We start from the raw sequence: 23,046 nt of genomic DNA, 5'->3' as shown, positions 1-23,046 counted from the left end.
GCTCAGTCGTCGGCAGCCTGGAAGGCGGTGCGGTCGCGCGCGTCGGACTCACGCAGGGTGCGGATGCCGCGCACGATGGCCTGCACCGCGAAGTACGACAGGGCGGGCACCAGGAAGCACGCGATCCACAAGACGGCGTTGGCGTTCGTGTTGCTCAGGATTCCGGCGCTGATCAACTCCGGCTTGTACCCGGCGACCGACAGCACGACGAGCAGCATCATAAAGGCCACGCCCGTTCCCAGCCGCACCGGGTAGTTGGTGGGGTTTTCCGCGTAGTAGAGGTTTTCCTTGCTGCGGTCGAGCATGGGCACCGCGAACATGGCGGCCAGCACGATGGTCGGCAGCACGATGGCCCCCACGAACTCCGAGCCGATCTCCCCGCCCAGGATCTCGATGCTGAAGCTGGGGATGATCGCCAGGGCACCGAAGACCCACAGCAGGTACCAGTCGGGCTTGATGTTGTTGATCGGCGTGGTGGTGGGCGGCCCGAAGAACTCGACCGGGTGCACTGGGATAAAGGCGCTGAACAGCACGATGATCCCCGCGAACACCAGCGTCAGCATCAGCATGATGGGCGTCTGCTGGGTCATCAGCGGCACGCCGACGATCTTCTTGTAGGCGATGCGCTTGGCGTACTGCGGCTGGGTGTGCTTCTGCTTGACCATGATCAGCATGTGCGCGGCGGTCAGCGCCAGCAGGATGCCCGGCAGCAGCATGATGTGGTAGCCGTAGATGCGCGGAATCACGCCGTCACCCGGGAACTTGCCCGCGAAGGCGGCCTGCGCCACCCACTCGCCCACCCAGGGGATCGAGGCGGCGATGCCGTAGATCACCTTGAGGGTGTTGTAGGCGTAGTTGTCGTAGGGGAGCACGTAGCCCGTCACGGCGGTCAGCGCCGCGAAGATCAGGAGCAGCATCCCGATCCACCAGTTGATCTCGCGCGGCTTCTTGAAGGCCCCCGTGAAGTAGATGCGCATCATGTGGATTACCGAGGCAGCGATCATGATGTTTGCCGTCCAGTGGTGGATGCGCCGCAGCATGTCGCCGAAGGGCATCGCGTTGATCTTGAGGGCCGAGTGGAAGGCCGCCGGGATCAGGTTGGGCTTGTCCGCCGTGCCCGGGTCGAAGGAGTTCACCACCAGACTGTTGCTCGGCTCGTAGGAGAGCGCGAGCAGGATGCCCGTCAGGATCAGGATGATCAGGCTGAACAGCGTGATCTCCCCCAGGAAGAAGGAGTGGTGAACGGGAAAGGCCTTGCGCAGGAACTTGTCGTTCAGGCGCGAGATATGCAGACGCTCATCAAGCCACTGGTTCATGCGAGTTGTTCCTCCACTTCCTGCTTGAAGCTGGCCCACTCGGACGCGTTGGTGTACGGATACGGGAACGTCAGGAAGAAGTCGGTCACCACGATGTTCTCACCCTGCAGGGCGATGGGAAGCTGCGCGAGCCCACGGGGAGGCGGCCCGCCGATCACCACGGCCCCGCGCTTGGGGTCGTACTGCCCCGAGTGGCAGGGGCACTTCATCTGCCCGGCGTTGATGTCGCTGTCGGCCACCGAGCAGCCCGCGTGCGTGCACACGTCGCTGTAGGCGACCGTCTCGCCGTCGATGGTCGCGTCCAGATTGGTCGGCCGGACGATCTGGCCCTTCGGGAAGCGGTACAACGCGAGGATGTTGTTGGGATCGCCCTTGCGAATCACGTTCTCGCCGTTCTCGTCCTTACCCATCGGCCACGCGCGCACGAGCTGCGTGCTCAGCTCGCTGATCCGGACGGGCTGCCCCTCCTTGTTGTTGGAGGCGTGCACGAGGATGTCCCCCTTCAGGGGCGGCATCTTGTCGCGCGTGAGGCGGAAGACCGGGTTGGCGGTGCCCAGCGCGCTGATCAGGCTCACGCCCCCCACGGCGGCGGTCGTGCCCATCGCCAGGTTGATGAAGCGGCGACGGCTCATTTCGGGGTCTTGTCTCTTGTACCGGGTCATCGTTCGGTCCTCCTCTGTGCCCTGAATGCCTGGGCCCTTACCACGGGAACTCGCCGCTGGCGTCCTCGACGAGCACCTCGCCGTCCATGAAGAACTTCTTGTACAGGCCGATGGCGAGGCCGAGGGTCAGCAGGATCATCGCCGCGTAGAAACCCTCCATCGCCGCGTTCACCTGTTCCTGGTTCGCCCAGGCCGCGTAGTCGGCGACCATCTGCCGCACGAACAGCACGCTGAACAGCAGGCTCAGGCCGAGCGTGACCACCATCCCCAGCATCGCCACCGGGGTCGAGCGCACCTTGTGGATGCCGGGGTGCAGCTCCTGGCCTTCGGTCCACACGCTGTACAGGCCGATGACGCCGTAGGTCAGCAGCACCATCACGAAGGTCGCCAGGAAGATCTCGGGCAGCTTGATGTCCTCGGGCACGAAGCGGCTGCGGTTTTTCAGCACCGCCGGGTCGACCTTGGTCTGGCCCTCGGCGACGAGCGCGGGAGTCAGCGGCTCCTCGATGTTGTTGCCGAAGGAGTGCAGCACGTAGTTGGCGACCGCGTACACCTCGCGCTCGGAGAGCTGCGGGAAGGCGGGCATCTGCCCCTTGCCCTGCGTGACGATGGTGTGGACGTACACCGGGTCCTTGACGATCTTCTCGTCGCCCGCGAGGCGGGGGCCCGCGCCGCCCTGCCCCTGGGCCCCGTGGCAGCCCACGCAGCCCGCCGAGGTGAACACCTGCTTGCCCAGTGTCGGCCAGTCCTTCTGGATGTTGGCGACCACCGCCGGGTCCACCACCACGGGTTCGGGTGCCGTCTCCTTGTTGAACAGGAACAGCAAAATGATCCACATGATCGCCGCGCACACGATGGCGACCCAGGGCATGACAGCGTCGTTTCTCTCCACGTTCCTTCTCCTCGCGCGTAAGTGCCTTTGCCTTGGGCCTCTTGCCCTGAGGCCTGCTCCCTCGGGGACTGCTCGGCGCCGCCTGGTGCCGTTCAGCATAGCACGCGCCTAAACCGCGTCCCGGCGTGCTGTACGGCAAAAAGCAGTAGACTCCTGCACCGTCATCATGCCCCTGACCGAGCGGTTAAATGTCCCCTGCCTGGGTCCCCCGTCAGGAGGTCAGAATACGCCGCCCAGCGCCCCCAGCAGCGGCCAGAGTGTGCCCGCGAGCACAGCCACGTCGCGGTTGTCGGGGTGCTCGCGCGGGTCCCGCCCCCCCTCCGAGAGCAGGGCGACCACCAACGGGCGCGGGGTGAAGAGCACTCCCACGTCGTGCCGGACTCCGGTGAGTTCGCCGCTCTTGCTCGCCACCCGGTAGAGGGGCTCGCCGTCCTCGCCGCGCGGGACGTGGCGGGCGAGCAGGTCCCGGAAGTGCTGGCGCGACAGGATGGAGAGGGCGAGGCTGGTGTGAGCCGGGTCGAGCAGTTCGCCCCGGACGAGCCGCCCCAGCACCGTGACCTGATCGCGGGCGGTCGTGCGGTTGCGCTCCCCCCGGCGCTGGGCCTCGTTCCGCCGCCCGGGGGGAAGCTGGAGCCCGCCGACAAGGTGGGTGCCTCCCATCCCCTGCCGCGCTATCCACCCGTTCACCCGGTCCACCCCCAGCCGGTCGATGACGAGGTTCGTCGCGGTGTTGTCGCTCATGACGATCATCAGCGTGAGCACGTCCTCCCAGGTGGGATTCAGGCCCGGGCCGAGTTCGTGCAGGATGCCCGAGCCGGGCACCCGGTCCTCCGCCTTCACCGTCACCCGCTCCCGCAGGTCGAGGCGGCCCGATTGCGCCTCCTGGAGCGCCTGCACGAGCAGGGGCACCTTGATCGTGCTCGCGGCGGGAAAGACGCAGCCCGAGTTCAACGCGTACAGCTCGCTCCCCGTGAGGTCAGTGACGAGCAGCCCCACCTCCCCCACGTACCCGCGCGACCGCAGCTCAGTTTGAAAGTCGAACGTCACTCGGGAAGGTCCAGGCCCGCCAGGGCGGCGAAGGGGTGGGCCGACCCCGCCGGGCGCAGGGTGCAAAACGGTGGCCCGCCCTCCGGCTCGACCCGGTGGGGGCACGCCGGGCACTCGGGAAAGGCCTGCTCGGTGTAGGCGAGGTCGGGCTCGGACGACGCGACGACCCACTCCCGCGCGCACCCCGCGCGGAAGGTGACGGGCGAGGCGGCGGGGCGGGCGATGGTCTGCGATTTCGGGGGTCTGGGTCTGGGCATGGAGGGGTGGGCGTTTGCTACTCCAGGTTGGCGATCCCCTCGCGGATGGCGTAGAGGGCGGCCTGGGTGCGGTTGTTGAGTTGCAGCTTGGTGAAGATCTCGGATAAGCGGTTGCGCACCGTCTTCTCGCTGATGTCGAGCCGCAGGGCGATGTCCTGGTTGGAAAAGCCCTGGGCGAGGAGCTTGAGGATCATCGTCTCGCGCTCGTTGAGGTCGGCGTGCTTCTCGCTGGGCAGCTCCTCGCGCTTGTCCCGGAAGTCGTCGAGGACGTTCTGCGCCATGTCGGCGTCGAGCAGGGCTTCGCCTGCGGCCACCCGGCGGATCGCGTCGATCAGGGTGGCCGCGTCGGCGTCCTTGAGGACGTAGCCGCGCGCCCCGGCCTTGACCGCCTCGAAGACGTAGCGGTCCTGGCGGTACATCGTGATCATGATGACCCTGGCCCCCGGGTCGATCTCCAGGATGCTCTGGGTGGCCTTGACTCCGTCGAGTTCGGGCATCTGGATGTCCATCAGGATTACGTCGGGGTGGGTGTCGGCGGCGTAGCGGATCGCCTCGCGCCCGTTGGCGGCCTCGCCGATGACGCGCATGCCCTCGGACTCCAGCAGGCTGCGCAGGCCCTGCCGGAACAGCGCGTGGTCGTCGACGAGCAGCACCCGGATCATGGGCGCAGTCTAGACCTGTGGGCGCCCAAGACGGCACCCTACCCCACCATCTGCCCCCGCCCGACTGCGAAAGGAAAAGTTTTGTAAGGGTCCAGTCGTTACACTGCCCCCTGTGATCACCTGGTTCGACGCGCTGCTCGTGACCCTCTGGGCGGCGATGACGGCGCTGGGGGCGCGACGCGGCCTGGCGGGCCTGGTCTGGGGCCTGGGCGGCGTCGCCGTGTGCTTCCTCGCCAACATGCTGGGAAGGGGCACCGTGGCCGCCACCCTGCTCGCGCTGGGGCTGGGGGTGGGGTTGGCGCTCGCCGCCCGGCGGCTGGTGCCCGAACCGGTCAGCCGCCCCTGGCACTCCCTCGCCGGGGCGCTGGGGGGCGGGGTGTTCGGCGCGGTGCTCGTGGCGACGCTGGCGCTGGGCTTTCCCCTGGAGGTGCGCGTGGGGCCGCAGGGGCGCGAGGGTGTGTACCCGGCCCCCCATCTCCCCCCCTCGCTGTACGCGGCGGTGCGGGGGTCCACCCTCAAGGAGGGCCTGATGGACGTGTGGCACTCGGGGGCCGCCCTGCGCACCCTGCTCATGCCCGATCAGGTCCACGGCCCGCGCTGAGCGCCTGTTCAGGAAGCCGGGCGGCACGACGGGGTGCAACACCTTCCGGGTAACCTACACGCCGGAAGGCGACACGCTCCGCTTCTCCCCCCTGGCGACGACCCGCCGCGCCTGCCCCTCGCCCGAGGTGCAACGGCAGGAGACGGAGTACCTGCGCCTGCTGGAGGGGGTGCGTCGTTACCGGGTCAGCGGCAGCCTGCTCACCCTGATCCTGGAGGACGGCACCGAGCGGACGTTCCAGCGGCCGGTGAACGGGGGCTGAGCCACCTCACCCCTCCGCCTGGGGTGCGGGCGTCTCGATGTGGGGTTCCCCGCCCGCCCGCTGGCTGAGCACGGTCGCCCCCACGACGAGCAGACCGCCCAGCGCACCCCGCAGGCCCACCCGCTCGCCGATGAGGAAGAAGCTGAAGAGGGCGGCGGTCACGGGCTCCAGCGCGTAGATCAGGCTGGCCTCGGCCGCACTCACCCGGCGCTGCCCGACCGTCTGGAGCAGGGTGGTGAGGGCGGTGGCGGCAACCCCCAGGTAGAGCAGCGGGAGCCACGCAGCGGGGGGCGGCCACAACCTCCCCGGGTCGGCGAGGAGGGCCCAGACCCAGGCCAGCCCGGTCACGGCCAGCAGTTGCGCCAGCGTGAAACGCAGCGCCTGATGGCGGGTGGCCGTCCGTTCCAGCACGACGATGAAGCCCGCGTAGGTGACGGCGCAGGCAAGCGCCCACACGTCCCCCACGACGAGCGCCCCGCCCTCCCACGAGAGCAGCGCGAGGCCCGCCACCGCGAGGGGCAGCGCCAGCCACAGGGCGAGCGGCAGGGAACGTCGCCCGGCGAAGGTGAGCCACACCGGCACGAGCACCACGCTGAGGGCGGTGAAGAAGGCCGCCCGGTTCGCGCTCGTCGTTTGCAGGGCCACCGTCTGCGTCCCGTACCCGGCGATCAGCCACACGCCCAGAAGCAACCCGTCGCGCCAGAGGGGGCGGGCGGAGGGGGCGGACCCTGGGGAAGCAACCCGTCGCGCCAGCGACAGGGCAGGCAGCAGCGCGACCGACGCGATCAGGAAGCGCCAGGCGATGAGGACACTCGCGGGCAGCAGTTCCCCAAGTTCTTTCACGACGGCGAAGGTGCTGCCCCACAGCGCCGTGACGAGGACCAGGAGGAGGAGGCCGCGTGCGTGAGGAGACACGGGGGGATTGTAGGGGGTGGGCGGCGAAGCGGAGGCTGGCTGAGCCGCGACTTGTGACGAGATGGAGTGGATGGCCGTCTGGCAATTCACCTTCAAGCCGATTCCACGTCCCGCCCCCGGCGCCTCTCCTGAAGACCTGTGGGCCAGATTCGGGTGGGAGGTGCAGCCCATTCCCGAATCATTGTTGTCGCGCTTGTGTGATTTACTGCCGTTGAAAGAGACATACGGCACAGGGGACGACGTGACTCTGGTTTACGGCGAACAAAGTCAGAACGACATTCATGTGTTCTACGAGGACGGGCGGGCCGTGAGCTTCCGCCTTGATCTCAGAAATCCGGACGTTCCCCTCCTACGGGCTATCGTCGAGGCAACGGCGGCGGTGGATGCCGTCTTCGTCTCCAGCGACGAACGGGTGTGTTCAAGGCCGAGTGGGATGTGGTAGTGGCCGAACTTCTGGCGTCACGGGCAGCCCAGTTCGTTCAGGACCCGGTGGGCTACTTGAAACGTGTCACCGACTCCGCAACCCGGCAGGACTCCTCCAACTGAGGCGAATGATCCGCTCTGAGCCGTGACCGTCACAAACGCGGTCTTCGGAAAGCGCCATGCTGGTCCCTACGGAGGTTCCCGACATGGCGCGCATCACCCGGTACAGCAAATTCGAGGGCGAACTCGACCAGCTCGAATCCAGCGAGCTGATGCAGATGATTCAGGAGGCGCTGCTCGGGCAGGGGATGAACGACCCCTACGACCCCGACCCCGACGCGCGCCCCAGCATGGACGACCTCTTCGACGCCATCCTCGAAGCCCTCGCCGAGCGCAACATGATCCCCGAGGACATGCTGATGGAGGCGATGCAGTCCCAGGACGTGCGCGAGACCCGGCTGGGCCAGCAGATCGAGCGCCTGATGGACAAGCTCCAGCAGGACGGCTTCATCCGCAAGGAGTTCGACGACCCTGAAGGGCAGGGCGGTCAGGGGCAGACGGGCGAGTCGAAGTTCCAGCTCACCGACAAGAGCATCGACTTCCTGGGGTACAAGAGCCTGCGCGACCTGATGGGCGGCCTGGGCAGAAGCAGCGCGGGCGCCCATGACACCCGCGAGTACGCCTCGGGCGTCGAGATGACGGGTGAACTCAAGAACTACGAGTTCGGTGACACCCTCAACCTCGACACGACCGCCACCCTGGGCAACGTGATGGGCAAGGGCTTCGAGAACCTCGAAGAATCCGACCTCGTGATCCGGCAGGCGGAGTACAACTCGTCGGCGGCGACCATCGTCTTGCTCGACTGCTCGCACTCGATGATCCTGTACGGCGAGGACCGCTTCACGCCCGCCAAGCAGGTCGCCCTCGCCCTCGCGCACCTGATCCGCACCCAGTACCCGGGGGACACGCTCAAGTTCGTGCTGTTTCACGACTCCGCCGAGGAGGTGCCCGTCGCCAAGCTCGCGCAGGCACAGATCGGGCCGTACCACACGAACACGGCGGGCGGCCTGCGGCTGGCGCAGCAGCTCCTGAAGCGCGAGAACAAGGACATGAAGCAGATCGTGATGATCACCGACGGCAAGCCCTCGGCCCTCACGCTGCCCGACGGCCGCATCTACAAGAACGCCTACGGCCTCGACCCCTACGTGCTGGGCGCCACCCTGCGCGAGGTCGCCAACTGCCGCCGCAGCGGCATCCAGGTCAACACCTTCATGCTCGCCCGCGACCCCGAACTCGTGGGCTTCGTCCGCCGCGTGACCGAGATGACGAAGGGCAAGGCGTACTTCACGACGCCGCACAATATCGGGCAGTACGTGCTGATGGACTTCATGACGAACAAGACGAAGATGGTGAATTAGCGATCAGCCGTCAGCTTTCAGCTAAAAAGGAGGGAGGCACCCCGCGCGGTGGGTCCTCCCTCCCTTCTTTTGCTGACCGCCTAAAGCTGATGGCTGCCAGCCCCCTACCCCATCTTCACGAACATCGGCGGCTTCACCCCCACCATCCGCGCCATCATCCACACCTGCCCCTTGTGGTGCGCCTCGTGGGCGATCAGGGCGTCGAGCAGGGCCGAGACGGGCATCTCCCGGCCGCCGAACGCGGGGACTCGGCGGGACAGGTCGGCCTCACTGAGGCTGTGCATAGCCTGCGCTGCCTGACCGGTCGTGGAGGCGAGCCGGTCGCGGGCCTCCTGCAATGTGGCGCTCGCCGGGCCGGGCTGGGGGGGCATGGCGGGCATCTGGCCCGTCATCATGCCGAGGAGACGTTCGCTGCTGCCCGCCAGGTGGTCGGCGAGGCCGAGGAAGCTCATGCCGCCCTCCCAGGCCGAGAAGTTCGCCTGCTCGTCGGGAAGTTGGGCGTAAAGGTCCAGCAGGGCGCCACGGTGTGACTCGAAGGTGCGGGCGTAAATCTCGGAGGCAGAGAGAGGCATGACGGCAGGATAGTGCCTGCGCCAGAACCGGGGGCCGTCCTCAGTCGGCGATGCCGGGCCGTTCGACGGGGCGGCGGCGCAGCTCGTCCCGAATCTCGGCGAGCAGCTTCTCCTCGTTGCTGGGCTCGGCGACGGCGGGCTTTTCCTCCCGCTTGAACCGCTCGGTGACGCGGTTGATGGGGTTCACCACCAGAAAGTACAGGATCGCCGCCACGATCAGGAAATTGAGGATCGCGGTGATAAAAGCGCCGTAGTCGAAGGCGGCCCCGTTGATGCTGAAAGTTCCCCCGACCCTCGGCCCGCCTCCCGTGATCGCCTTGATCAGCGGATTGATGAACCCGTTGGAAAAGGCATTCACGACGGTGGTGAAGGCCGCCCCAATCACCACACCCACAGCCAGGTCCACAACGTTGCCACGCAGGACGAAGTCCCGGAACCCTTTCAACATGGCTCAGCTTGACACTTCGTCTGCCGAATGACAATTGGGCTTCAGCAGGCCTGACGACACGTTGCGTGCCAGCGTCTCACGCCTGCCCGCGCGCCCCGCCGTCCTTGACCGCGTGGGCGCTCATGCCCCACTGGTGGCCGCTCGACGCCACGTTCTCGAAGATCACGCGGGCGAGTTCGCCGAGAGTCGCGCCGCCCGCCCGCACGTCCATCCGCAGCTCGGCTCGCAGGTCCGAGAGGCTGGTGTCGTCGAGCATCAGCTCGGTGCCGTAGCGCAGGGTGGTCGGCGGGACGATCAACAGGTCGGCCTCGCCGGGCCTCACCGCGTGGCGGAAGCAGCGGCCCGTCAGCAACCCGGCGACCGTCGTCACCTTGCCGAAGGTCTTGTTCTCGACGGCGCGCACCTCGATCTCCAGGCCCTCGATGGCCCTCAGGGGCTCGACGGCGCGGTCAAGAGACTCCGCGAAGAGGCTCCCCGTCCCGAGGATGATCTTGCGGGGAGCGGGCAGCGCGCTCGGCAGGTCGTCCGGCAGTCCCTCCGTCAGGAAGTCGCGGATCATGCCGACGCCGTTTTCGAGCATCGGGAAGCCCTCGTACTCCTCCTCGGTGGGCAGCGGTTCGCCCGCGAGGAGGTACAGCTCGTCGCTGGGGAAGACGAAGCGGGTGCCGCGCTCCCCCAGGAACTGCCTGCGCCAGCGGTTCAGCCGCGCGAGGGTGTCCTGCGCCTCCTCGCGGGTGAAGGTCCGCACGTCGGGGAGGTTGGTGCGGTGTGCAGTCAAACCGATGGGCACCACCGCCGCCGAGATGACGTTGGGGCGGCTCGACAGATATTCAACCGTGTCGTCCAGATGCTCGCGGTCGTTGCGGCCCGGCACGAGGACGATCTGGGTGTAGAGGTCGATGCTCTCCAGCCGCTCGATCATGGACCTGATCTGCACGGCCTGGGGGTCCTTGACCTTGAGCTTCCACCACTTCATCAGGTCCTGGCGCAACTCCTGATTCGCCGTGTGGACCGAGACATAGAGCGGCGAAAGGTTCTCGTCGAGGATGCGGTTGATGTCGCTCTCGGTGAGGTTCGTCAGCGTCACGAAGGAGCCGTACAGGAACGACAGGCGGTAGTCGTCGTCCATGATGTACAGGCTCTTGCGGAAACCGCGCGGCATCTGGTGGACGTAGCAGAAGTCGCACTTGTTCGCGCACTTCTTGATGCCGTCGAAGAGCACCTCCTCGAACTCCAGCCCCGGGTCCTCCCACTCGACCTCGAAGGTGAAGGTGGGGGCGGCGGGATCGTAGGCGAGGGTGTGGTGGTCCTGTGCGGTGCCCAGCACGCCGGAAAGCACCGTGGGCCGCGCGACGGGACGGCTCATCTCAAGCACCGCCCGCCCCTGCGAGAGGCGCCAGCGGTAGGCGAGCACGTCGGTGACCGCCTCGCCGTTCACGCGCAGGAGGAGGTCACCGGGGCGCACGCCCGCGCGGTCGGCGGGACTGCCCGGCTCGACCGTCTTCACGGGGGCGGGGTAGACCTGTTCCTGGTTGGGTTGGATCGCTTCGGTTGCCGTCAAGTCACTCACCCCAAGGGTTCAAACACAATCGGGACACGTGGGCGGCCCCGTTCAAACAAGAAAGCTTAGCAGAGGGGCGGGGAATCTGGCTGTGACGAGTGTCCCGCTGGGGGTGGCCTGTTTCGGCACTTGACTCTCACGCCGCGTCAGGGCTCATGGTGGGAGAGGTCCGCGCGGACCAGGACCCATGTTCAGGATTGGAGAATTTGCCCGCCTCGGTGGCGTCAGCGTCCGGGCGCTGCACCACTACGACGACCTCGGCCTGCTGCGGCCCGCTGCGCTCAGCGAGGGCGGATACCGGCTCTACGCCCCTGCCCAGCTCGCCACCCTGCGGCGCAGCACCGCCCTGGGGGGGCTGGGGTACAGCCTGGAAGAGATCGCGGCTCTGCTGAGGGGCACCCTGCCCGAGCCTTATCCGGACTTTCTGGCCCGCAAGCGTTCTGAACTGCTCGCGCAGCGGGAGGTGCTCGACACGCGCCTCGCCCGGCTGGAGGCCGAGATCGACAAGGAGGCACGCATGACCCGGTACACCGTGCAGCTCAAACTCACGCCCACCGTCCGCGCCCTGCTGGCGCGCGGTCCGGCCCCCGACTACCGCCACGTCACCGCCCCGATGGAAAGGCTGTACGAGCAGGTCTGCGCCGCGATGGGGGACCACGCCCTGCCCGACCCCGGCTGGAGCGTGGTGACCTGGCGCGGCGGCGGCTACCAGAGCGAGGAGGAGATCGAACTGGAGGTTGCCGTGCCCGTCTTCGAGGACGTTCCCGGTCCCCTGCGTCCCGGCGTCACGTTCGGCGAGTTGCCCGGGCAGACCGTGGCGGCCACGTTGCACCTCGGCTCCTACGAACGCTTCGGCGACGCCTACGCGGCCCTGCTCGGCTGGATGGACCGCGAGGGGTACGCGTGGACCGCGAGGGGTACGCGCCCGCCGGTCCCGTCCGCGAGGTCTACCTGCGCTTTTCTCAACGCGAGGAGGAACAGATCAGCGAGTTGCAGGTGCCGGTGCGGCGGGCCTGACAGGAGGGCCCCAGGGTGAGGCGCGTCGCCCCGGGGCCCCGCCGTGTTCTTCGGACTTCCCACGAATGTCGCGGAAGGCAGAGAGCAGAAGGCCAAAACAACGAGTGCCTTTGCCTTCTGCCTTCGACCTTCCGCGCCCCTCTCACAGAATCCGCTGCCCCAGCAGGCTCGCCGCCATGCCCACCATCAGCTCCGCCGTCTGATTGCGGGTGTCAAGCACCGGGTTGACCTCCACGATGTCGAGGCTGGTGACGCGGCCCGACTCGCTGAGGAGTTCCATCAGGAGGTGACCCTCGCGGTAGGTCAGGCCGCCAGGAACGGGGGTGCCGACGCCGGGGGCCACGCCGGGGTCGAGGGCGTCGGCGTCGAAGGAGACGTGGAGGCGGGAAACGCCGGAGAGGCGTTCGAGGGTTTCCTCGGTGACGCGGGTGATACCGAGCTGGTCCACGTCCTTCATCGTGTAGGCCTTGATGCCCGCCCCCCGCAATAACTCGCGCTCGCGGGCGTCCACACTGCGGATACCGATCATCACGATGTCCTGCGGGCAGACGTGCCAGCCGCCGCCCAGCCCGGCGAGTCGGGGATCACCCAGGCCCGTGAGGTGCGCGAGGGGCATCCCGTGGATGTTGCCGCTGGGGCTCGTCTGCGGCGTGTTGTAGTCGGTGTGGGCGTCCACCCAGATCACGCCGGTGCGCTGGCCCGTTCCCCCGCCGCGCAGCGCGTTGCCCGTCACCGTGCCCATGCTGATCGAGTGGTCGCCGCCCAGGGTAATCGGAAAGGCGTCCTCCGGCAGTTCTGCGATCCTTTCCACCGTGGCGCGGCAGGCGTCCAGGATCGGCTCCAGGAAGACGAGCCCGGCGTTCGTGTGTTTGTCGAGGGTTTCGGGCAGGGCCACGGGCACGTCCCCGAGGTCGGTGACGGTGTGCCCGAGCCCCCGCAGCCTCCCCGCCAGGTGCGCGTTGCGCAGCGCCGAGGCGCCCATGTCCACCCCGCGCCGCCCGGCGCCCAGGTCCATCGGAATTCCCAGAATCGAGACGTTCATGGGGTCAGGGTAAAGCCCGACCGTACGTATGCCTCAGCGCTGCAACATTATTTTTGCGCCCTCGGACGGGAAGCGGCCCGCCTCGTCCTCGGCTGCATATTCATGAGGCGGGGGCCACTCAGCCCACACAGGTCCAGACCGTGAGCGGCCCGTCCTCCACGCTCCACCCTTCTCCCGTGCGAGCGAAGCCGAGCCCTTCGAGGACCCGTTCGCTCGCACGGTTGCCCCGGGCGGTCTGGGCGGTGACCCCGCGCACGTCGGGCCGGGCGAGGAGCCACGGCAGGAAGGTCCGCCCCGCCTCGGTCATGAGGCCCCTGCCCCGCGCCTCCGGGGTCAGGCCGTAGCCGATCTCGACCAGACCTGCCGCGTCCGGGTCGCCCTTGGTGCCGACCGTGCCCACGGCGATGTGGGACGTGCGCTCCACGATGATCCACGAGCCGGGCAACTCGTCCGTTCCCCCGAAGTGGAAGTCGGCCAGGAACAGCGGGAAGACGGGCAGCAGGTCGCCGGGCCACGCGGGCGCGAAGTGGACCGGGACCGGGTGACCGCCCAGGTCGAAGGGAAGCTGGAAGGTTTCACGCCTCAGCCGCGTCTCCACCACCGCGCGGGTGAGGGGCAGGAGCCACAGGCGGGGGGTGGGGAGCGGCGCGGTCGGCATGGAGGCAGGGTAAGCTCCCCGGGCAGCACAGTCCTTCGTGACGAATTTCCCGGCACAGTTCGCGGCGGGAAAGGCGGTAGACTCGCCTCTCCCAGCCCCGCCTGGCCCTGGTCTGCGGTCCTCCGCCGGACGCGGACCACCTTCCTATGACCGACCCTGCCGCCTTCCCCCTCCCAGATCGGCCCACGCGGCTGCTGCTCGTCGCCGACCACACCCATCCCTTCATCTACCGGGAGGGCTTTCCGAGGGGGGCGCCCGAGGTCGATCTGGTCCTCGCGGCGGGGGACCTGCCGGGCTCCTACCTGGAGTTCCTGGCGAGCAAACTCCCGGTGCCCATCGTGTACGTGCACGGCAACCACGCCAACGAGTACGTGACCGAGGGGGAGGGGCGGGTGCCCCCGCGCGGGGTCATCTCGGCCCACGGGCGGGTCGTGCGGGCGGCGGGCCTCAGGATCGCGGGCTGGGGCGGCGTGCCGCGCTACCGCAGGGACGGCGAGGGGCAGTACACCCCCCTCCAGGCGCGCTGGGGGCTGGCGCGGGTGGGCTGGCAGGCCCGGGGGGGGGTAGACGTGCTGCTCACCCACGCCCCGCCCCTCGGGCCGCACGCGGGGAGCGACTACGCGCACCGGGGCTGCCCCGAGATCTCGGAGTTCATCGCCCGGCACCACCCCCGCCTCGTCGTCCACGGGCACATCCACGAGTACGAGGGCCGCCGCGAGGAGTACACCGACCCCGGGACCGGGGCGCGGGTCGTGAACGCCTACGGCTACCGGGTGCTGGAACTTCCGCCGCGTGCCCGGGGAACCACAGATGCCGCCGAAGCCAGGGCCGTGTCTAAAGGCTGACCTTAACGCGGGCGCATCAATCCCTGACACGTCCGGGGGATACTTCGCTCGGCCAAGAAAAACTCACCGCCCGGCGGGTGTGAGGGGCCGGAGGGAGACGCCCACCTCCATTCAAACGGGCGCGCGAGCGGGCAGACAGCAGGCCACGGGTGGGTTCGAGTCCCATCACCCGCACCGGACAGAAACGAGTGAGCCGTTTGACTGGCTCACTCGTTCTCGTTTCCCCGGGAGGCCGCTCGCGGATAGCATCCTTCCCATGACGCCCACGTCCAACGCCGCCCGCCTGCGCGAGTTCCACCGCGCCCTGGGCTTCGTCTCCCCCGAGCGGCCCAGCGTGCCGAATGCGGACCTGCTCGCCCTGCGCCGCACCCTGATCCGCGAGGAGGTGGCGGAGGTCGAGGAGGAGTTCCGCGTGCTGGAGGCTCGTCTGCGTGAGGGCGAGACCGTCCCGCCCGCCGACCTCGCGCCGCTCGCGCACGAACTCGCCGACCTGCTGTACGTCACCTACGGGGCGCTGGACGCCCTGGGCATCGACGCCGACCCCGTCTTCGCCGAGGTCCACCGCGCCAACCTGAGCAAGGCGGGCGGTCCCAGACGAGCCGACGGCAAGCAGCTCAAGCCTGAGGGCTGGCGGCCCGCCGACGTGCGGGGGGTACTTGAAGGGCAGGAAGTGGGAAGTGGTGAGTGGTCAGTAGGAAAGACCCCCGACCACTCACCACTTCCCACTGACCACTAACCCTTCAGAACGGCGTCTCCTCGTCCTCCACGCGCGGCACCGTCGCCGTACGGGTGGGCGCCGCCTGAGGACGGGCCGGGGCCGGGCGGGAGGCGTTCGCGGCAGGGGCACGACCTGCGCCCGCGCCGCCGGGGATGGCGTAGCGTTCCTGACGGCGGCCGCCCCGGAAGATCGCCAGGGTGACGTACTCGAACTCGCCGTCGGCCTTCTCGCGGACGTGGTCGGGGTCGGTGTTCTTGGCGCCCCGGCTGTACTTCACGGCGGCGGGGAGCTTCAGCTTGCGGCTGTCCACGGCCTCCAGCTCACGGCGGCGGTAGGCATGCCCCTTGTGCAGGATCATCTCCTCGCCCTCGGGGTTCGTCCACTTGCGGGCGCCGATCAGCGACCAGTCGAAGTCCGGCTCGTTCTCCAGCGGGAACTGGTAGCCCCCGGTCGGCACGTCGCCGCTCGTCCAACCCAGCCTCCCGTACTGGCGTTGCACGTCCAGCAGCTTTCCTTCGCTCTCCACGTCCACGGTCACCCGCGCGCCCAGGTCGGTGATGAATTCGATATGCAGCATCCTGCCTCCTTACGTAAATAACATAACATAAAAAGGAAGGGTGTGGTCGGGGTTATTCCGAAGGACGCGAAGGCTCTCGCCGAGCGACCGTGCCCAGGAAGAGCGCCAGCACCTCTCCTTCCCCGCCGCGCCGGACCTCGACCCGGTAGGTGGCGAGGGTGCGGCCCACCCGCTCGGGGGTGGCGACCGCAATGAGTTCGTCTCCCTCACGGGCCGGGCGGAAGAAGCTGAGGTGGGTCTCGACGGCGACGGCCCGCGCCTCCAGGTTGCTGATGACGGCGAAGGCCTCGTCGGCGAGGCTGAAGAGCAGGCCGCCGTGCGCGGTGCCGTGCATGTTCAGGCCGTCTGGCGTGATCCTCAAGGAGACGACCGTGCGCCCAGGGGTCGCCTCGCGCACGGTCATGCCCAGGAAGTCGGCGTAGCTCATGTCCCCAGGGTAGGGGTTTCACTCAGGCTGTCGGCCAGGGGCATCTCGATCACGCGCAGCGGGGCGATGAGGCGGGCCGTCTCCACCTGCTCGGGGGTGTAATGGCGGTAGCCGCTGGCCTCCTCGACCCTCTACCCGAGTTCGTCGTCCAGCCGCAGCGCCCCCCGGCTGAGGTGTGAGGCGCGCGAGAACGCGCCGGTGGTGAGAAAGTGCGTTTTCGTGTCCGTCATGCAGCCTCCGGAGGTACGGCCAGTCCAGGGGCTGCCCCAGGGGCAGGGTCAAGGGGTTCCTTCTCCCGCGCAGACGCGCCAGGCCACCGCACCCATGTCGGGGAGGTCACGCCGACCGACAATGGCCGCATGAACGACGAGCAAGTCTCCCGCCGCCTCTCCTACCTGTTGCGGCACGCACCCGGGGACCTGGGCGTCACGCTCGAACCCGGCGGCTGGGCTCCCGTTCAGGCCGTGCTGCGTCACCTGCGCGTCCCCCGCGAGCAACTGGAGCGGGTGGTGGCGACGAACAACAAGCGGCGCTTCACCCTGGAGGGGGGGCGCATCCGGGCGAACCAGGGTCACAGCGTCCCGGTGGACCTGGACCTCTCCCCCGCCGTTCCGCCCGCCCTCCTGTACCACGGCACCCACCCGGGGGCCCTGCCCGCCATCCGCCGCGAGGGATTGCGGCGGATGTCCCGCCACCACGTCCACCTCTCGCCCGACCCGGAGACGGCGCGGCGGGTGGGGGCGCGGCGCGGAAAGCCGGTCGTGCTCACCACGCGGGCCGGAGACATGCACGCGGCTGGACACGTCTTCTACCTCTCCGAGAACGGGGTGTGGCTGGTGGAGGTGGTGCCGCCGGAGTACCTGGAGTTCCCGGGCTGACGTGCAGCCCCGAACGACACGCCGGGGTGACACGCGGTTGGGGGCGAGCGGCAGGTGCTGCCCGGCGGTCTCCCCGATTTGCGCGTTTTTTGAGGGGCGGCGCGTACGGTGTGGGCAAGCCACTTTCACGCCACGCCACCTGCCAGGAGGTCCGCCCATGCCCAAAGCCCTGCTCGTTTCCGCCCTCACGCTGTGTGCCCTGAGTGCCTGTGGCACCGTCCCCACGCCCCAGGCCGCCGGTCCTGCCGTGTCCGCGCAGGCCGCCCTGACGCCCCGTCCCCAGGGGAGCCCCGACGTCGCCATCTTCGTGGTGTCCGGCCGTTGCGGGGCGACGTGCGACGACGCGCCGAACGACAATTGGAACTACCTGGAGCCGCAGGGCACCGTCGCCGCCCTCGGCAAGATGTTCGCGGGGCTGGGCAGGAGCGTCAAAACCTACGCCTACTCGGCGCACCTGCGCACCCACTTCTCCAACCTGTCGGGCAAGCAGGAGGCGGGCTTCCTCGACATGGAGGCGCAGCTACGCTCCGTCCTGGCGAACTGGGTGCAGGGCCGCAAGAATCCCACCCGCCTGGTGCTCGTGGGGCACTCGCACGGCACCAACTGGACCCACAACCTCGCGCGGGTGTACCAGGGCGTCACCTTCGACTACCTGATCGACCTCGACGGCATCTGCCTCGCCTGGGAGGACGACCACCGGCCCTTCATCCAGGCGTACTACGCCGAGCGCGGCGGCAACCCCTGGCCCGAGGACATCTCCAAATCCTGCGCCCAGGTGGACGCGGGCGGGCTGACCCGCTACGACCACAAGGACGTGGCCCTCAGGAACGTGCGCTACAACCTCGAAATCCAGAGCCAGCGCGCGGTGGACCAGCCCGCGAGCACCGACGGCAGCACCAACCTGTTGTTCGACACGGTGAACAACGTGCGCCCGGACGGGAGCCGGGCGGGTATCAGCACCTTCCTCTCCTACGACGAGGGGCACAACGAGATTCAACTGCCCGGCAGCGAAGCCATGAGCTGGCTGGGGGGCAAGGTGCAGGAACTCGGCCTGCCGTAGGGGTCCCGGCGCTTCCTGGAGGGCGTGTTTCCCAGGGTCGAAGCGACTGGACGACGGCCGAGCAGGCAAGCGTGAGGGAGGCAGCAAAACCTCTTGGGCCGGTGCCTCCCCTCGCCGAGGTACAGCTCCGGCTCCTTCAGGTCGGTGTCAGAACCCGCAGCCCCGGGAAGCGAGCGAAGCCCGCGTCCGCCGTGACCAGCGTCAGCCGGTGCTCCAGGGCCAGCGCGGCGAGGTAGGCGTCGTTCAGGTCGTTGCCACGCAGATTCAGGCTGAGTGTGAGTTCACGCCAGCGGTTCAGGCCCGCCTTGCCCAGTTCGAGGTGGCGGTAGTTGGGCTGGGCGTGCAGGGCGGCGAGGAACTCGAAGACACGCTCCGGTGAGGCCGCCAGGGGGCCCAGGGCGGGGAGGGTGGCGATCCGCAGGAGGGCAAGCTCGTTGACGCTGGTCGTCCATACGGGCTCGCCCTCCTGAAGGGTGCGCGTAAGCCACCCGTAACTCGCCACGTGGGCCGGGGTGTCCTGTCGAAAGGCGTTGAGCAGCAGGTTGGCGTCGAGCAAATAGCTCATTTCCTGGGGTTCGCCGCTTCGGGAGTCAAACCGAGCCTGGCGAGCTGTTCGCTGTCGTCGTTCATCATCGCCTTGATCTCCTCCGGCGTGAAGTTGAAGGAGAGACCCGAATCGAAAGTGGGCAGAACGACGGGTGGGCGGGACGCCGCCGCGCCCGCCTCAAGCTGTGCCCGCAGCCCCTCCTCTACAAGCTGCGTGAGGGTAATTCCCCGCCTGGCAGCCTCCATCTTGGCGCGGCGGTGCAGATCGTCATTCAGCCGGAGGGTCGTTTGCACAGGAATAGTGTAGAACAGAAAGACAGCAATCTTTCTCCAGCCTTACCTCCTGGGAGGACGCTGTTTTTCCGACGAGACCACACGTTACCCTTTCCCTTATGAATCTCGCCGAGGCCCGCGCCGCCCTCCGCTCCGCCCGCCGGGTGGCCGTGCTGACCGGCGCGGGCGTGAGCGCCGAGAGCGGAATCCCCACCTTCCGCGACGCGCAGACGGGTCACTGGGCGCGCTTCCGCCCGGAAGACCTCGCCAGCCCGGGGGCCTACCGCCGCGACCCGGAGACGGTGTGGCAGTGGTACGCGGGCCGCTACGCCGACGTGACGCGCGCCCGGCCCAACCCGGCGCACCTCCTGCTGGCCGACTTGGAGAGGCAGAAGGGCGGGGGCTTCTTCCTGGCGACGCAGAACGTGGACGGCCTGCACGCCCGGGCGGGAAGCGGGTCGGGCGGTGGGCGGCTCGTCGAACTCCACGGCAACCTCACCACCGCCCGCTGCGAGGTGTGCGGCACGGTGGCGCCCCTGCCCGCCCCCGAGGACTTCACCCCGCCGCCGAGCTGCCCCGTCTGCCGCTCGCGGATGCGGCCCAACATCGTGTGGTTCGGCGAGTACCTGCCCGAGGACGCGCTGGAGGCGGCCACCAACGCCTTCCGGGAGGCCGAGGTCGCCCTGATCGTGGGCACGAGCGGCGTGGTGTACCCGGCGGCGGGTCTGGCGTTGGAGGCGCGGGGCGCGGGCGCGGTGGTGATCGAGGTGAACCCCGAGGCGACCGAACTCACCTCCTCCCTGAGTTACAGCGTGCGGGACGTGGCCTCATGGGGGCTGGCGGCGCTGCTAGAAGCCGGTCAGTCCAGATAGGGCCGCGCCGCCTCGAAGCCGTCGAGGGTACCCGGGACGAGCGTCCAGTCGTCTCCCTGCTTCTGCGCCTGCCCTTCCCGCACCATGCGGTTGAGTTCGGCCTCGACACGCTGGCCGACCCGGCGCAGGGGCATCTCGGCGGTGCCCTCCACCCCGCGCCAGGCGAGGAAGGTGCGGTGGAAGGCCGGGAGGGCGTCGAGGCCGACGCGGGTTTCGATCTCGCGCCAGGAGGGGGGAGTGGCGGGGGTCATGTCCCCCGTTGTACCGCGTTTGTGGGACGCGGGGCCGCACGTACAATGCGCCCATGAGCGATCCGACCCGCCCCGACCCTCCCGCCCCGGAGGAGACCCGGCCCGAGTTGCCCGCCGAACTCGCCCGGCAACTGGAGACGCTGGGGGCCCAGCTCGTGTGGCGGGTCGGCAAGGACGAACTCAGCGACGACGTGGTCGTGCGGCTGGGCTTCGCCTCGGCCACCCCCCGCTTCGCGCACCTGCCCAGGCTGCGCAGCGTGGCGGACACCGAGTTGCAGGCCGCCGTTCAGGAAAACCGCGTGGTGATCGAGTGGGTGGATTGATCCGCCGGTGCTGATCGAGGCCGAGCAACGGTTCACCCTCCCCCACCCGGGGGGGCGGGAGGCGGCCCTCGCCTTCGTGCGCGACGCGGGGGTGGCCCTGTCAAAGGTGCGCTTCCTGCGCGGCCTGGTGGGAAGCGCGCAGTGGGTCACGGGCGAACTCGTCGTCCCCGTGCCCGTCCTCGGGGAGGTGGACCTGCCCTTTCGCAGCCTCCTGAGCGTTACCCCCGACGGCGCGGCCCTCGTGCCGCAGCCCCTCGGCGGGGAGCGGGCGTGGGTCGAGGTCGCCGGGCAGGCCAGCGTGGACGGCGCGGGCGTGGTCGCCTTCCAGTTTCACTTCCGCGCGCACCTCCACACCCCGCAGGCGGAGGGCTGGGGCGGCGCCGCCTTCGAGAAGATGGCCCGTGCCGCCGCCGCCCGGACGCTGGAAAGGGTGTCGGGGGAACTCCCGGCGGGAATCGGGGAGGCGATGGGCGCCCAGGAAGCGCGCGAACCGTGAGGGCGGAGGGGATGATCTCAGGAGCCGCACCCGAATAAGGAGCGGAACCGCGCTTCCAGACGCCAGGAAGAGGGGATGTCGAACCTCAAGCTGCGCGGGGAGCGCGCCTCCCTTCTGGCAGACCCGTTTCCCGCCGTCCCCGGCACGCTGTACCGACAGCGCAGCCTTGAAGCCGCTCTCGGCCTGTTCCTCGACCTCGGGACCAGGACGACTGGGGCAGCGACCGGTGCGGGCGGCTCCTCGAAGGTGCCCGGTGGGACACGCCGCTTCCGAAAGCGCGCCGCCACCACCCACGCCTGCGGCTCTGCCTCGACCTCTCCCAGCGTCCCGAAAACCGCAAGGAACCTGCCGTATGTGCGGGTGAACGACGAGGTGTAGGGCCTCTCCCTGGTCGTGCGGTCCTGAGGAGCAGAGGACCAGGAGTTCACATCTCCGGGCGCGCCAGGAAGACCCCTTCCCAGAGGGAAGTTCTCTTTGTTGACCTGCCTGTGGACAAGCGGTGCGTGCCCTGGTGGAGGGGGACGGGAAGCTGTTCGGAGACCCCCGAGCAACGTCTGGCCGGGCGTCCCCGGGGACGCCTCCCGGGGCACGGGCCGTGCGGGCCTTTGCGGGGCGCCGACCGGTCAGTTGAGGGGCCGGGTGCCCTCGGGCAGCGTTCCCCCCGCGAGGAGGGCGGCGGCGGCGTCCTGAAGGGCGGTGAGGGCCACACGCTGGGTGAAGGGACCCGTGGAGACGCGCGCGACCCCGAGGTCCTGCAATTCCCGGGCGGGCAGGCTCGCGCCGGGCACGCTGATCACCGTGAGCTTGCGCGGCCCCAGCGCCTCCACGACCGCCTGAATCTCGTCGCGGGCGACGAGCCGGGGCACGAAGACCACCGGCGCCCCGGCGTCGAGGAAGGCCCGCCCCCGGCGGATCGCCTCGTCGATCACCCGCGAGCGTGGCGCCTCCGGGTCCGCGCGCACGAGAGCGTCCGTGCGGGCGTTGAGGACGAACTCGATGCCCGCCTCGCGCCCGGCGGCCATGACCGCCTCCACCGCCGTGACCGCCTCGTCCAGCGGCCTCATCTGGTCTTCGAGGTTGCCGCCGACCACGCCGATCTCGATGGCGCGCCGTGTCGTCTCGCCGGGGTTGCCGTAACCCGCCTCAAAATCCATGGAGACGGGCAGGTCCACCGCCTGCACGATGCGGCGCACCATGTCGAGGTGCAATTCCAGCGGGATGTTCTCCCCGTCCGGGTAGCCGAAGGTGGAGGCGATGGAGTGGCTGGCCGTGGCGAGGGCCCGCGCGCCCGTCGCCGCGACGACCTGGGCGGACACCACGTCCCACACGTTGGCGAGCGTGAGGATGTCCGGGGCCGTGTGCAGGTCGAGCAGGGTGCGGGCCCTGCGGGCGAGGTCGGTGGGGGGGGTCTGCGTCATGTCGGGCTCCTTGGCGGGGGGTCAGGCGGCGCGCAGGGCGGCCACGCTGCGGCGGCAGATGTGCTCGAAGCGGCCGGGGTCACGCGACGAGCGGGCGAGCAGCATGGCGCCCTCCAGGGTGGCGAGGAAGGTGGAGCCGGTCTCGCGGGGGTCGCCGGGAAAGTGCAGCTCCCCTTGCCCGCGCCCCTCCTCAAGCACGCGGGAGAGCCAGTCCTCGTTGAGGTCGGAAAATATGCTCACCTCGCCGCGAATAGCCTCGGGAAGGCTGCGGTCCTCGGCGGCCAGGACGGTACACAGGCGGATACGTCCGTCCTCGTGGACGACCTCGCGGGAGGCCGCGACGTAGCGGTCGAGGCGCCGGGCGGAAGGGTGGGCGGCGAGGCTCTCCAGCAGGCGCTCCCGGCGCTCCCGGTACCGCCGGACGAGGGAGGCCCCGAGGCCGGTCTTGCCTGGAAAGTGGTGGTGGATGCTGGCATTGCACAGCCCCAGCCACTCGCCGATATCCTTGTACCTGACGGCGTGGTCCCCGCGCTCCTGAACGAGCCCCTGCGCCACATCCAGAATCCGGGTTCGCGTGTCTGGCTTCCCGGACATGCTGGAAGTGTCTTC

Annotated in this window: 31 protein-coding genes, 1 tRNA gene and 1 pseudogene; 14 read left to right on the top strand and 19 right to left on the bottom strand. The window is 69.0% G+C overall.

The window, feature by feature from the left end; all coding sequences use genetic code 11:
• Positions 1 to 2: 2 nt before the first annotated feature.
• The 6 genes from DAETH_RS02615 to DAETH_RS02590 form a co-directional block, all read right to left on the bottom strand.
• Positions 3 to 1,316, bottom strand: a complete 1,314-nt coding sequence (locus tag DAETH_RS02615) for a cytochrome b (protein WP_264776385.1) — start codon at positions 1,314 to 1,316, stop codon at positions 3 to 5.
• Positions 1,313 to 1,978 carry a ubiquinol-cytochrome c reductase iron-sulfur subunit gene (locus DAETH_RS02610; RefSeq protein WP_264776384.1) on the bottom strand — a complete coding sequence of 222 codons (666 nt, stop codon included), beginning with the start codon at positions 1,976 to 1,978 and terminating at the stop codon, positions 1,313 to 1,315. Before DAETH_RS02610 ends, DAETH_RS02615 begins: the two co-directional genes overlap by 4 nt.
• Positions 1,979 to 2,015: 37 nt before the next feature.
• Positions 2,016 to 2,870, bottom strand: a complete 855-nt coding sequence (locus tag DAETH_RS02605) for a c-type cytochrome (protein WP_264776383.1) — start codon at positions 2,868 to 2,870, stop codon at positions 2,016 to 2,018.
• Between the two features lie 219 nt (positions 2,871 to 3,089).
• Positions 3,090 to 3,917 carry a serine hydrolase gene (locus DAETH_RS02600; RefSeq protein WP_264776382.1) on the bottom strand — a complete coding sequence of 276 codons (828 nt, stop codon included), beginning with the start codon at positions 3,915 to 3,917 and terminating at the stop codon, positions 3,090 to 3,092.
• On the bottom strand, positions 3,914 to 4,174 hold the full coding sequence (locus DAETH_RS02595; RefSeq protein ID WP_264776381.1) for a hypothetical protein: 261 nt from the start codon (positions 4,172 to 4,174) through the stop codon (positions 3,914 to 3,916). Before DAETH_RS02595 ends, DAETH_RS02600 begins: the two co-directional genes overlap by 4 nt.
• A gap of 17 nt (positions 4,175 to 4,191) precedes the next feature.
• Positions 4,192 to 4,836 (bottom strand): response regulator transcription factor, encoded by a 645-nt coding sequence (locus DAETH_RS02590; protein WP_264776380.1) that lies wholly within the window; start codon positions 4,834 to 4,836, stop codon positions 4,192 to 4,194.
• A 112-nt stretch (positions 4,837 to 4,948) separates the two neighbouring features.
• On the opposite strand from DAETH_RS02590, the gene DAETH_RS02585 reads away from it, so the two are divergent.
• The gene (locus tag DAETH_RS02585) at positions 4,949 to 5,437 is read left to right on the top strand and encodes a hypothetical protein (protein ID WP_264776379.1); all 489 of its coding nucleotides are present in this window, start codon (positions 4,949 to 4,951) and stop codon (positions 5,435 to 5,437) included.
• Positions 5,415 to 5,699 carry an META domain-containing protein gene (locus DAETH_RS02580; protein ID WP_319993743.1) on the top strand — a complete coding sequence of 95 codons (285 nt, stop codon included), beginning with the start codon at positions 5,415 to 5,417 and terminating at the stop codon, positions 5,697 to 5,699. Before DAETH_RS02585 ends, DAETH_RS02580 begins: the two co-directional genes overlap by 23 nt.
• 6 nt (positions 5,700 to 5,705) lie before the next feature.
• Here the strand turns inward: DAETH_RS02580 and DAETH_RS02575 are convergent, their stop codons facing one another.
• Positions 5,706 to 6,614, bottom strand: coding sequence for a DMT family transporter (locus DAETH_RS02575; protein ID WP_264776378.1), 909 nt, complete (start codon positions 6,612 to 6,614; stop codon positions 5,706 to 5,708).
• Between the two features lie 70 nt (positions 6,615 to 6,684).
• Between DAETH_RS02575 and DAETH_RS02570 the strand changes: the two genes are divergently transcribed.
• Together DAETH_RS02570 and DAETH_RS02565 are read left to right on the top strand one after the other, a co-directional pair.
• Positions 6,685 to 7,056: a hypothetical protein gene (locus DAETH_RS02570; protein ID WP_264776377.1), complete on the top strand. Its 372-nt coding sequence runs from the start codon at positions 6,685 to 6,687 to the stop codon at positions 7,054 to 7,056.
• Between the two features lie 187 nt (positions 7,057 to 7,243).
• Positions 7,244 to 8,455 (top strand): vWA domain-containing protein, encoded by a 1,212-nt coding sequence (locus DAETH_RS02565; protein ID WP_264777372.1) that lies wholly within the window; start codon positions 7,244 to 7,246, stop codon positions 8,453 to 8,455.
• Between the two features lie 104 nt (positions 8,456 to 8,559).
• On the opposite strand, the gene DAETH_RS02560 is transcribed toward DAETH_RS02565, so the two are convergent.
• The 3 genes from DAETH_RS02560 to DAETH_RS02550 all read right to left on the bottom strand — a co-directional run bounded on the left by DAETH_RS02560 (position 8,560) and on the right by DAETH_RS02550 (position 11,036).
• Positions 8,560 to 9,027 carry a DinB family protein gene (locus tag DAETH_RS02560; RefSeq protein WP_264776376.1) on the bottom strand — a complete coding sequence of 156 codons (468 nt, stop codon included), beginning with the start codon at positions 9,025 to 9,027 and terminating at the stop codon, positions 8,560 to 8,562.
• Positions 9,028 to 9,067: 40 nt separating this feature from the next.
• Positions 9,068 to 9,475, bottom strand: coding sequence for a large conductance mechanosensitive channel protein MscL (gene mscL / locus DAETH_RS02555; RefSeq protein ID WP_264776375.1), 408 nt, complete (start codon positions 9,473 to 9,475; stop codon positions 9,068 to 9,070).
• Positions 9,476 to 9,551: 76 nt separating this feature from the next.
• The gene (locus DAETH_RS02550) at positions 9,552 to 11,036 is read right to left on the bottom strand and encodes a DUF512 domain-containing protein (RefSeq protein WP_264776374.1); all 1,485 of its coding nucleotides are present in this window, start codon (positions 11,034 to 11,036) and stop codon (positions 9,552 to 9,554) included.
• A 187-nt stretch (positions 11,037 to 11,223) separates the two neighbouring features.
• Here DAETH_RS02550 and DAETH_RS02545 point away from each other — a divergent pair, with 187 nt between their 5' ends.
• On the top strand, positions 11,224 to 12,072 hold the full coding sequence (locus DAETH_RS02545) for a MerR family transcriptional regulator (RefSeq protein ID WP_264776373.1): 849 nt from the start codon (positions 11,224 to 11,226) through the stop codon (positions 12,070 to 12,072).
• 123 nt (positions 12,073 to 12,195) lie between these two features.
• Here the strand turns inward: DAETH_RS02545 and rocF are convergent, their stop codons facing one another.
• Complete coding sequence (rocF, locus tag DAETH_RS02540) at positions 12,196 to 13,095, bottom strand: arginase (RefSeq protein ID WP_264776372.1); 900 nt, start codon at positions 13,093 to 13,095, stop codon at positions 12,196 to 12,198.
• A gap of 118 nt (positions 13,096 to 13,213) precedes the next feature.
• The gene (locus DAETH_RS02535; protein ID WP_264776371.1) at positions 13,214 to 13,753 is read right to left on the bottom strand and encodes a GNAT family N-acetyltransferase; all 540 of its coding nucleotides are present in this window, start codon (positions 13,751 to 13,753) and stop codon (positions 13,214 to 13,216) included.
• Positions 13,754 to 13,899: 146 nt separating this feature from the next.
• Here DAETH_RS02535 and DAETH_RS02530 point away from each other — a divergent pair, with 146 nt between their 5' ends.
• The 3 genes from DAETH_RS02530 to DAETH_RS02520 all read left to right on the top strand — a co-directional run bounded on the left by DAETH_RS02530 (position 13,900) and on the right by DAETH_RS02520 (position 15,334).
• Positions 13,900 to 14,598: a metallophosphoesterase family protein gene (locus DAETH_RS02530; protein WP_264776370.1), complete on the top strand. Its 699-nt coding sequence runs from the start codon at positions 13,900 to 13,902 to the stop codon at positions 14,596 to 14,598.
• Positions 14,599 to 14,671: 73 nt separating this feature from the next.
• Positions 14,672 to 14,772, top strand: a tRNA-OTHER gene (locus DAETH_RS02525).
• Positions 14,773 to 14,854: 82 nt separating this feature from the next.
• The gene (locus DAETH_RS02520; RefSeq protein WP_264776369.1) at positions 14,855 to 15,334 is read left to right on the top strand and encodes a pyrophosphohydrolase domain-containing protein; all 480 of its coding nucleotides are present in this window, start codon (positions 14,855 to 14,857) and stop codon (positions 15,332 to 15,334) included.
• Between the two features lie 4 nt (positions 15,335 to 15,338).
• On the opposite strand, the gene DAETH_RS02515 is transcribed toward DAETH_RS02520, so the two are convergent.
• Both DAETH_RS02515 and paaI read right to left on the bottom strand, forming a co-directional pair.
• The gene (locus DAETH_RS02515; RefSeq protein WP_264776368.1) at positions 15,339 to 15,893 is read right to left on the bottom strand and encodes a single-stranded DNA-binding protein; all 555 of its coding nucleotides are present in this window, start codon (positions 15,891 to 15,893) and stop codon (positions 15,339 to 15,341) included.
• 52 nt (positions 15,894 to 15,945) lie between these two features.
• The gene (paaI, locus tag DAETH_RS02510) at positions 15,946 to 16,320 is read right to left on the bottom strand and encodes a hydroxyphenylacetyl-CoA thioesterase PaaI (protein WP_264776367.1); all 375 of its coding nucleotides are present in this window, start codon (positions 16,318 to 16,320) and stop codon (positions 15,946 to 15,948) included.
• A 359-nt stretch (positions 16,321 to 16,679) separates the two neighbouring features.
• Here paaI and DAETH_RS02505 point away from each other — a divergent pair, with 359 nt between their 5' ends.
• The gene (locus tag DAETH_RS02505) at positions 16,680 to 17,198 is read left to right on the top strand and encodes an RNA 2'-phosphotransferase (protein WP_264776366.1); all 519 of its coding nucleotides are present in this window, start codon (positions 16,680 to 16,682) and stop codon (positions 17,196 to 17,198) included.
• 157 nt (positions 17,199 to 17,355) lie between these two features.
• On the top strand, positions 17,356 to 18,258 hold the full coding sequence (locus tag DAETH_RS02500; RefSeq protein ID WP_264776365.1) for a hypothetical protein: 903 nt from the start codon (positions 17,356 to 17,358) through the stop codon (positions 18,256 to 18,258).
• Positions 18,259 to 18,394: 136 nt separating this feature from the next.
• Here DAETH_RS02500 and DAETH_RS02495 read toward each other — a convergent pair whose 3' ends face one another.
• Complete coding sequence (locus DAETH_RS02495) at positions 18,395 to 18,823, bottom strand: TA system VapC family ribonuclease toxin (protein ID WP_264776364.1); 429 nt, start codon at positions 18,821 to 18,823, stop codon at positions 18,395 to 18,397.
• Positions 18,820 to 19,098 (bottom strand): type II toxin-antitoxin system HicB family antitoxin, encoded by a 279-nt coding sequence (locus DAETH_RS02490; RefSeq protein ID WP_264776363.1) that lies wholly within the window; start codon positions 19,096 to 19,098, stop codon positions 18,820 to 18,822. Before DAETH_RS02490 ends, DAETH_RS02495 begins: the two co-directional genes overlap by 4 nt.
• A 98-nt stretch (positions 19,099 to 19,196) precedes the next feature.
• Between DAETH_RS02490 and DAETH_RS02485 the strand changes: the two genes are divergently transcribed.
• A complete protein-coding gene (locus tag DAETH_RS02485) occupies positions 19,197 to 19,949 on the top strand; it encodes an SIR2 family NAD-dependent protein deacylase (protein WP_264776362.1) in 753 nt (250 codons plus the stop codon).
• Here DAETH_RS02485 and DAETH_RS02480 read toward each other — a convergent pair.
• Positions 19,937 to 20,200 (bottom strand): hypothetical protein, encoded by a 264-nt coding sequence (locus tag DAETH_RS02480; protein WP_264776361.1) that lies wholly within the window; start codon positions 20,198 to 20,200, stop codon positions 19,937 to 19,939. The two genes, DAETH_RS02485 and DAETH_RS02480, sit on opposite strands and share 13 nt — an antisense overlap.
• 53 nt (positions 20,201 to 20,253) lie before the next feature.
• Here DAETH_RS02480 and DAETH_RS02475 point away from each other — a divergent pair, with 53 nt between their 5' ends.
• The 3 genes and pseudogenes from DAETH_RS02475 to DAETH_RS02465 form a co-directional block, all read left to right on the top strand.
• Entirely contained in the window at positions 20,254 to 20,523 is a 270-nt protein-coding gene (locus tag DAETH_RS02475; protein ID WP_264776360.1) for a DUF3248 domain-containing protein, read from the top strand.
• A gap of 7 nt (positions 20,524 to 20,530) precedes the next feature.
• A complete protein-coding gene (locus DAETH_RS02470) occupies positions 20,531 to 21,019 on the top strand; it encodes a DUF3809 domain-containing protein (RefSeq protein WP_264776359.1) in 489 nt (162 codons plus the stop codon).
• A gap of 75 nt (positions 21,020 to 21,094) precedes the next feature.
• A pseudogene (locus tag DAETH_RS02465) lies at positions 21,095 to 21,394 on the top strand (IS701 family transposase); the annotation flags it as partial.
• Positions 21,395 to 21,642: 248 nt separating this feature from the next.
• Here the strand turns inward: DAETH_RS02465 and DAETH_RS02460 are convergent.
• Positions 21,643 to 22,437 (bottom strand): isocitrate lyase/PEP mutase family protein, encoded by a 795-nt coding sequence (locus DAETH_RS02460; RefSeq protein WP_264776358.1) that lies wholly within the window; start codon positions 22,435 to 22,437, stop codon positions 21,643 to 21,645.
• A gap of 21 nt (positions 22,438 to 22,458) precedes the next feature.
• On the bottom strand, positions 22,459 to 23,031 hold the full coding sequence (locus tag DAETH_RS02455) for a TetR/AcrR family transcriptional regulator (protein ID WP_264776357.1): 573 nt from the start codon (positions 23,029 to 23,031) through the stop codon (positions 22,459 to 22,461).
• Between the last annotated feature and the right edge of the window lie 15 nt (positions 23,032 to 23,046).

It is taken from the genome of Deinococcus aetherius, from assembly GCF_025997855.1.
Lineage (GTDB): Bacteria > Deinococcota > Deinococci > Deinococcales > Deinococcaceae > Deinococcus > Deinococcus aetherius.
This window is presented reverse-complemented; position numbering and strand designations above follow the sequence as displayed.

What these genes read in the sequence shown, in the direction of transcription:
- DAETH_RS02615 (WP_264776385.1), bottom strand. Translation starts at nt 1,316, where the DNA reads ATGAACCAGTGGCTTGATGAGCGTCTGCATATCTCGCGCCTGAACGAC.
- DAETH_RS02610 (WP_264776384.1), bottom strand. Translation starts at nt 1,978, where the DNA reads ATGACCCGGTACAAGAGACAAGACCCCGAAATGAGCCGTCGCCGCTTC.
- DAETH_RS02595 (WP_264776381.1), bottom strand. Translation starts at nt 4,174, where the DNA reads ATGCCCAGACCCAGACCCCCGAAATCGCAGACCATCGCCCGCCCCGCC.
- DAETH_RS02590 (WP_264776380.1), bottom strand. Translation starts at nt 4,836, where the DNA reads ATGATCCGGGTGCTGCTCGTCGACGACCACGCGCTGTTCCGGCAGGGC.
- DAETH_RS02570 (WP_264776377.1), top strand. Translation starts at nt 6,685, where the DNA reads ATGGCCGTCTGGCAATTCACCTTCAAGCCGATTCCACGTCCCGCCCCC.
- DAETH_RS02565 (WP_264777372.1), top strand. Translation starts at nt 7,244, where the DNA reads ATGGCGCGCATCACCCGGTACAGCAAATTCGAGGGCGAACTCGACCAG.
- DAETH_RS02560 (WP_264776376.1), bottom strand. Translation starts at nt 9,027, where the DNA reads ATGCCTCTCTCTGCCTCCGAGATTTACGCCCGCACCTTCGAGTCACAC.
- mscL (WP_264776375.1), bottom strand. Translation starts at nt 9,475, where the DNA reads ATGTTGAAAGGGTTCCGGGACTTCGTCCTGCGTGGCAACGTTGTGGAC.
- DAETH_RS02545 (WP_264776373.1), top strand. Translation starts at nt 11,224, where the DNA reads ATGTTCAGGATTGGAGAATTTGCCCGCCTCGGTGGCGTCAGCGTCCGG.
- rocF (WP_264776372.1), bottom strand. Translation starts at nt 13,095, where the DNA reads ATGAACGTCTCGATTCTGGGAATTCCGATGGACCTGGGCGCCGGGCGG.
- DAETH_RS02535 (WP_264776371.1), bottom strand. Translation starts at nt 13,753, where the DNA reads ATGCCGACCGCGCCGCTCCCCACCCCCCGCCTGTGGCTCCTGCCCCTC.
- DAETH_RS02530 (WP_264776370.1), top strand. Translation starts at nt 13,900, where the DNA reads ATGACCGACCCTGCCGCCTTCCCCCTCCCAGATCGGCCCACGCGGCTG.
- DAETH_RS02520 (WP_264776369.1), top strand. Translation starts at nt 14,855, where the DNA reads ATGACGCCCACGTCCAACGCCGCCCGCCTGCGCGAGTTCCACCGCGCC.
- DAETH_RS02515 (WP_264776368.1), bottom strand. Translation starts at nt 15,893, where the DNA reads ATGCTGCATATCGAATTCATCACCGACCTGGGCGCGCGGGTGACCGTG.
- paaI (WP_264776367.1), bottom strand. Translation starts at nt 16,320, where the DNA reads ATGAGCTACGCCGACTTCCTGGGCATGACCGTGCGCGAGGCGACCCCT.
- DAETH_RS02505 (WP_264776366.1), top strand. Translation starts at nt 16,680, where the DNA reads ATGAACGACGAGCAAGTCTCCCGCCGCCTCTCCTACCTGTTGCGGCAC.
- DAETH_RS02500 (WP_264776365.1), top strand. Translation starts at nt 17,356, where the DNA reads ATGCCCAAAGCCCTGCTCGTTTCCGCCCTCACGCTGTGTGCCCTGAGT.
- DAETH_RS02495 (WP_264776364.1), bottom strand. Translation starts at nt 18,823, where the DNA reads ATGAGCTATTTGCTCGACGCCAACCTGCTGCTCAACGCCTTTCGACAG.
- DAETH_RS02485 (WP_264776362.1), top strand. Translation starts at nt 19,197, where the DNA reads ATGAATCTCGCCGAGGCCCGCGCCGCCCTCCGCTCCGCCCGCCGGGTG.
- DAETH_RS02480 (WP_264776361.1), bottom strand. Translation starts at nt 20,200, where the DNA reads ATGACCCCCGCCACTCCCCCCTCCTGGCGCGAGATCGAAACCCGCGTC.
- DAETH_RS02475 (WP_264776360.1), top strand. Translation starts at nt 20,254, where the DNA reads ATGAGCGATCCGACCCGCCCCGACCCTCCCGCCCCGGAGGAGACCCGG.
- DAETH_RS02460 (WP_264776358.1), bottom strand. Translation starts at nt 22,437, where the DNA reads ATGACGCAGACCCCCCCCACCGACCTCGCCCGCAGGGCCCGCACCCTG.
- DAETH_RS02455 (WP_264776357.1), bottom strand. Translation starts at nt 23,031, where the DNA reads ATGTCCGGGAAGCCAGACACGCGAACCCGGATTCTGGATGTGGCGCAG.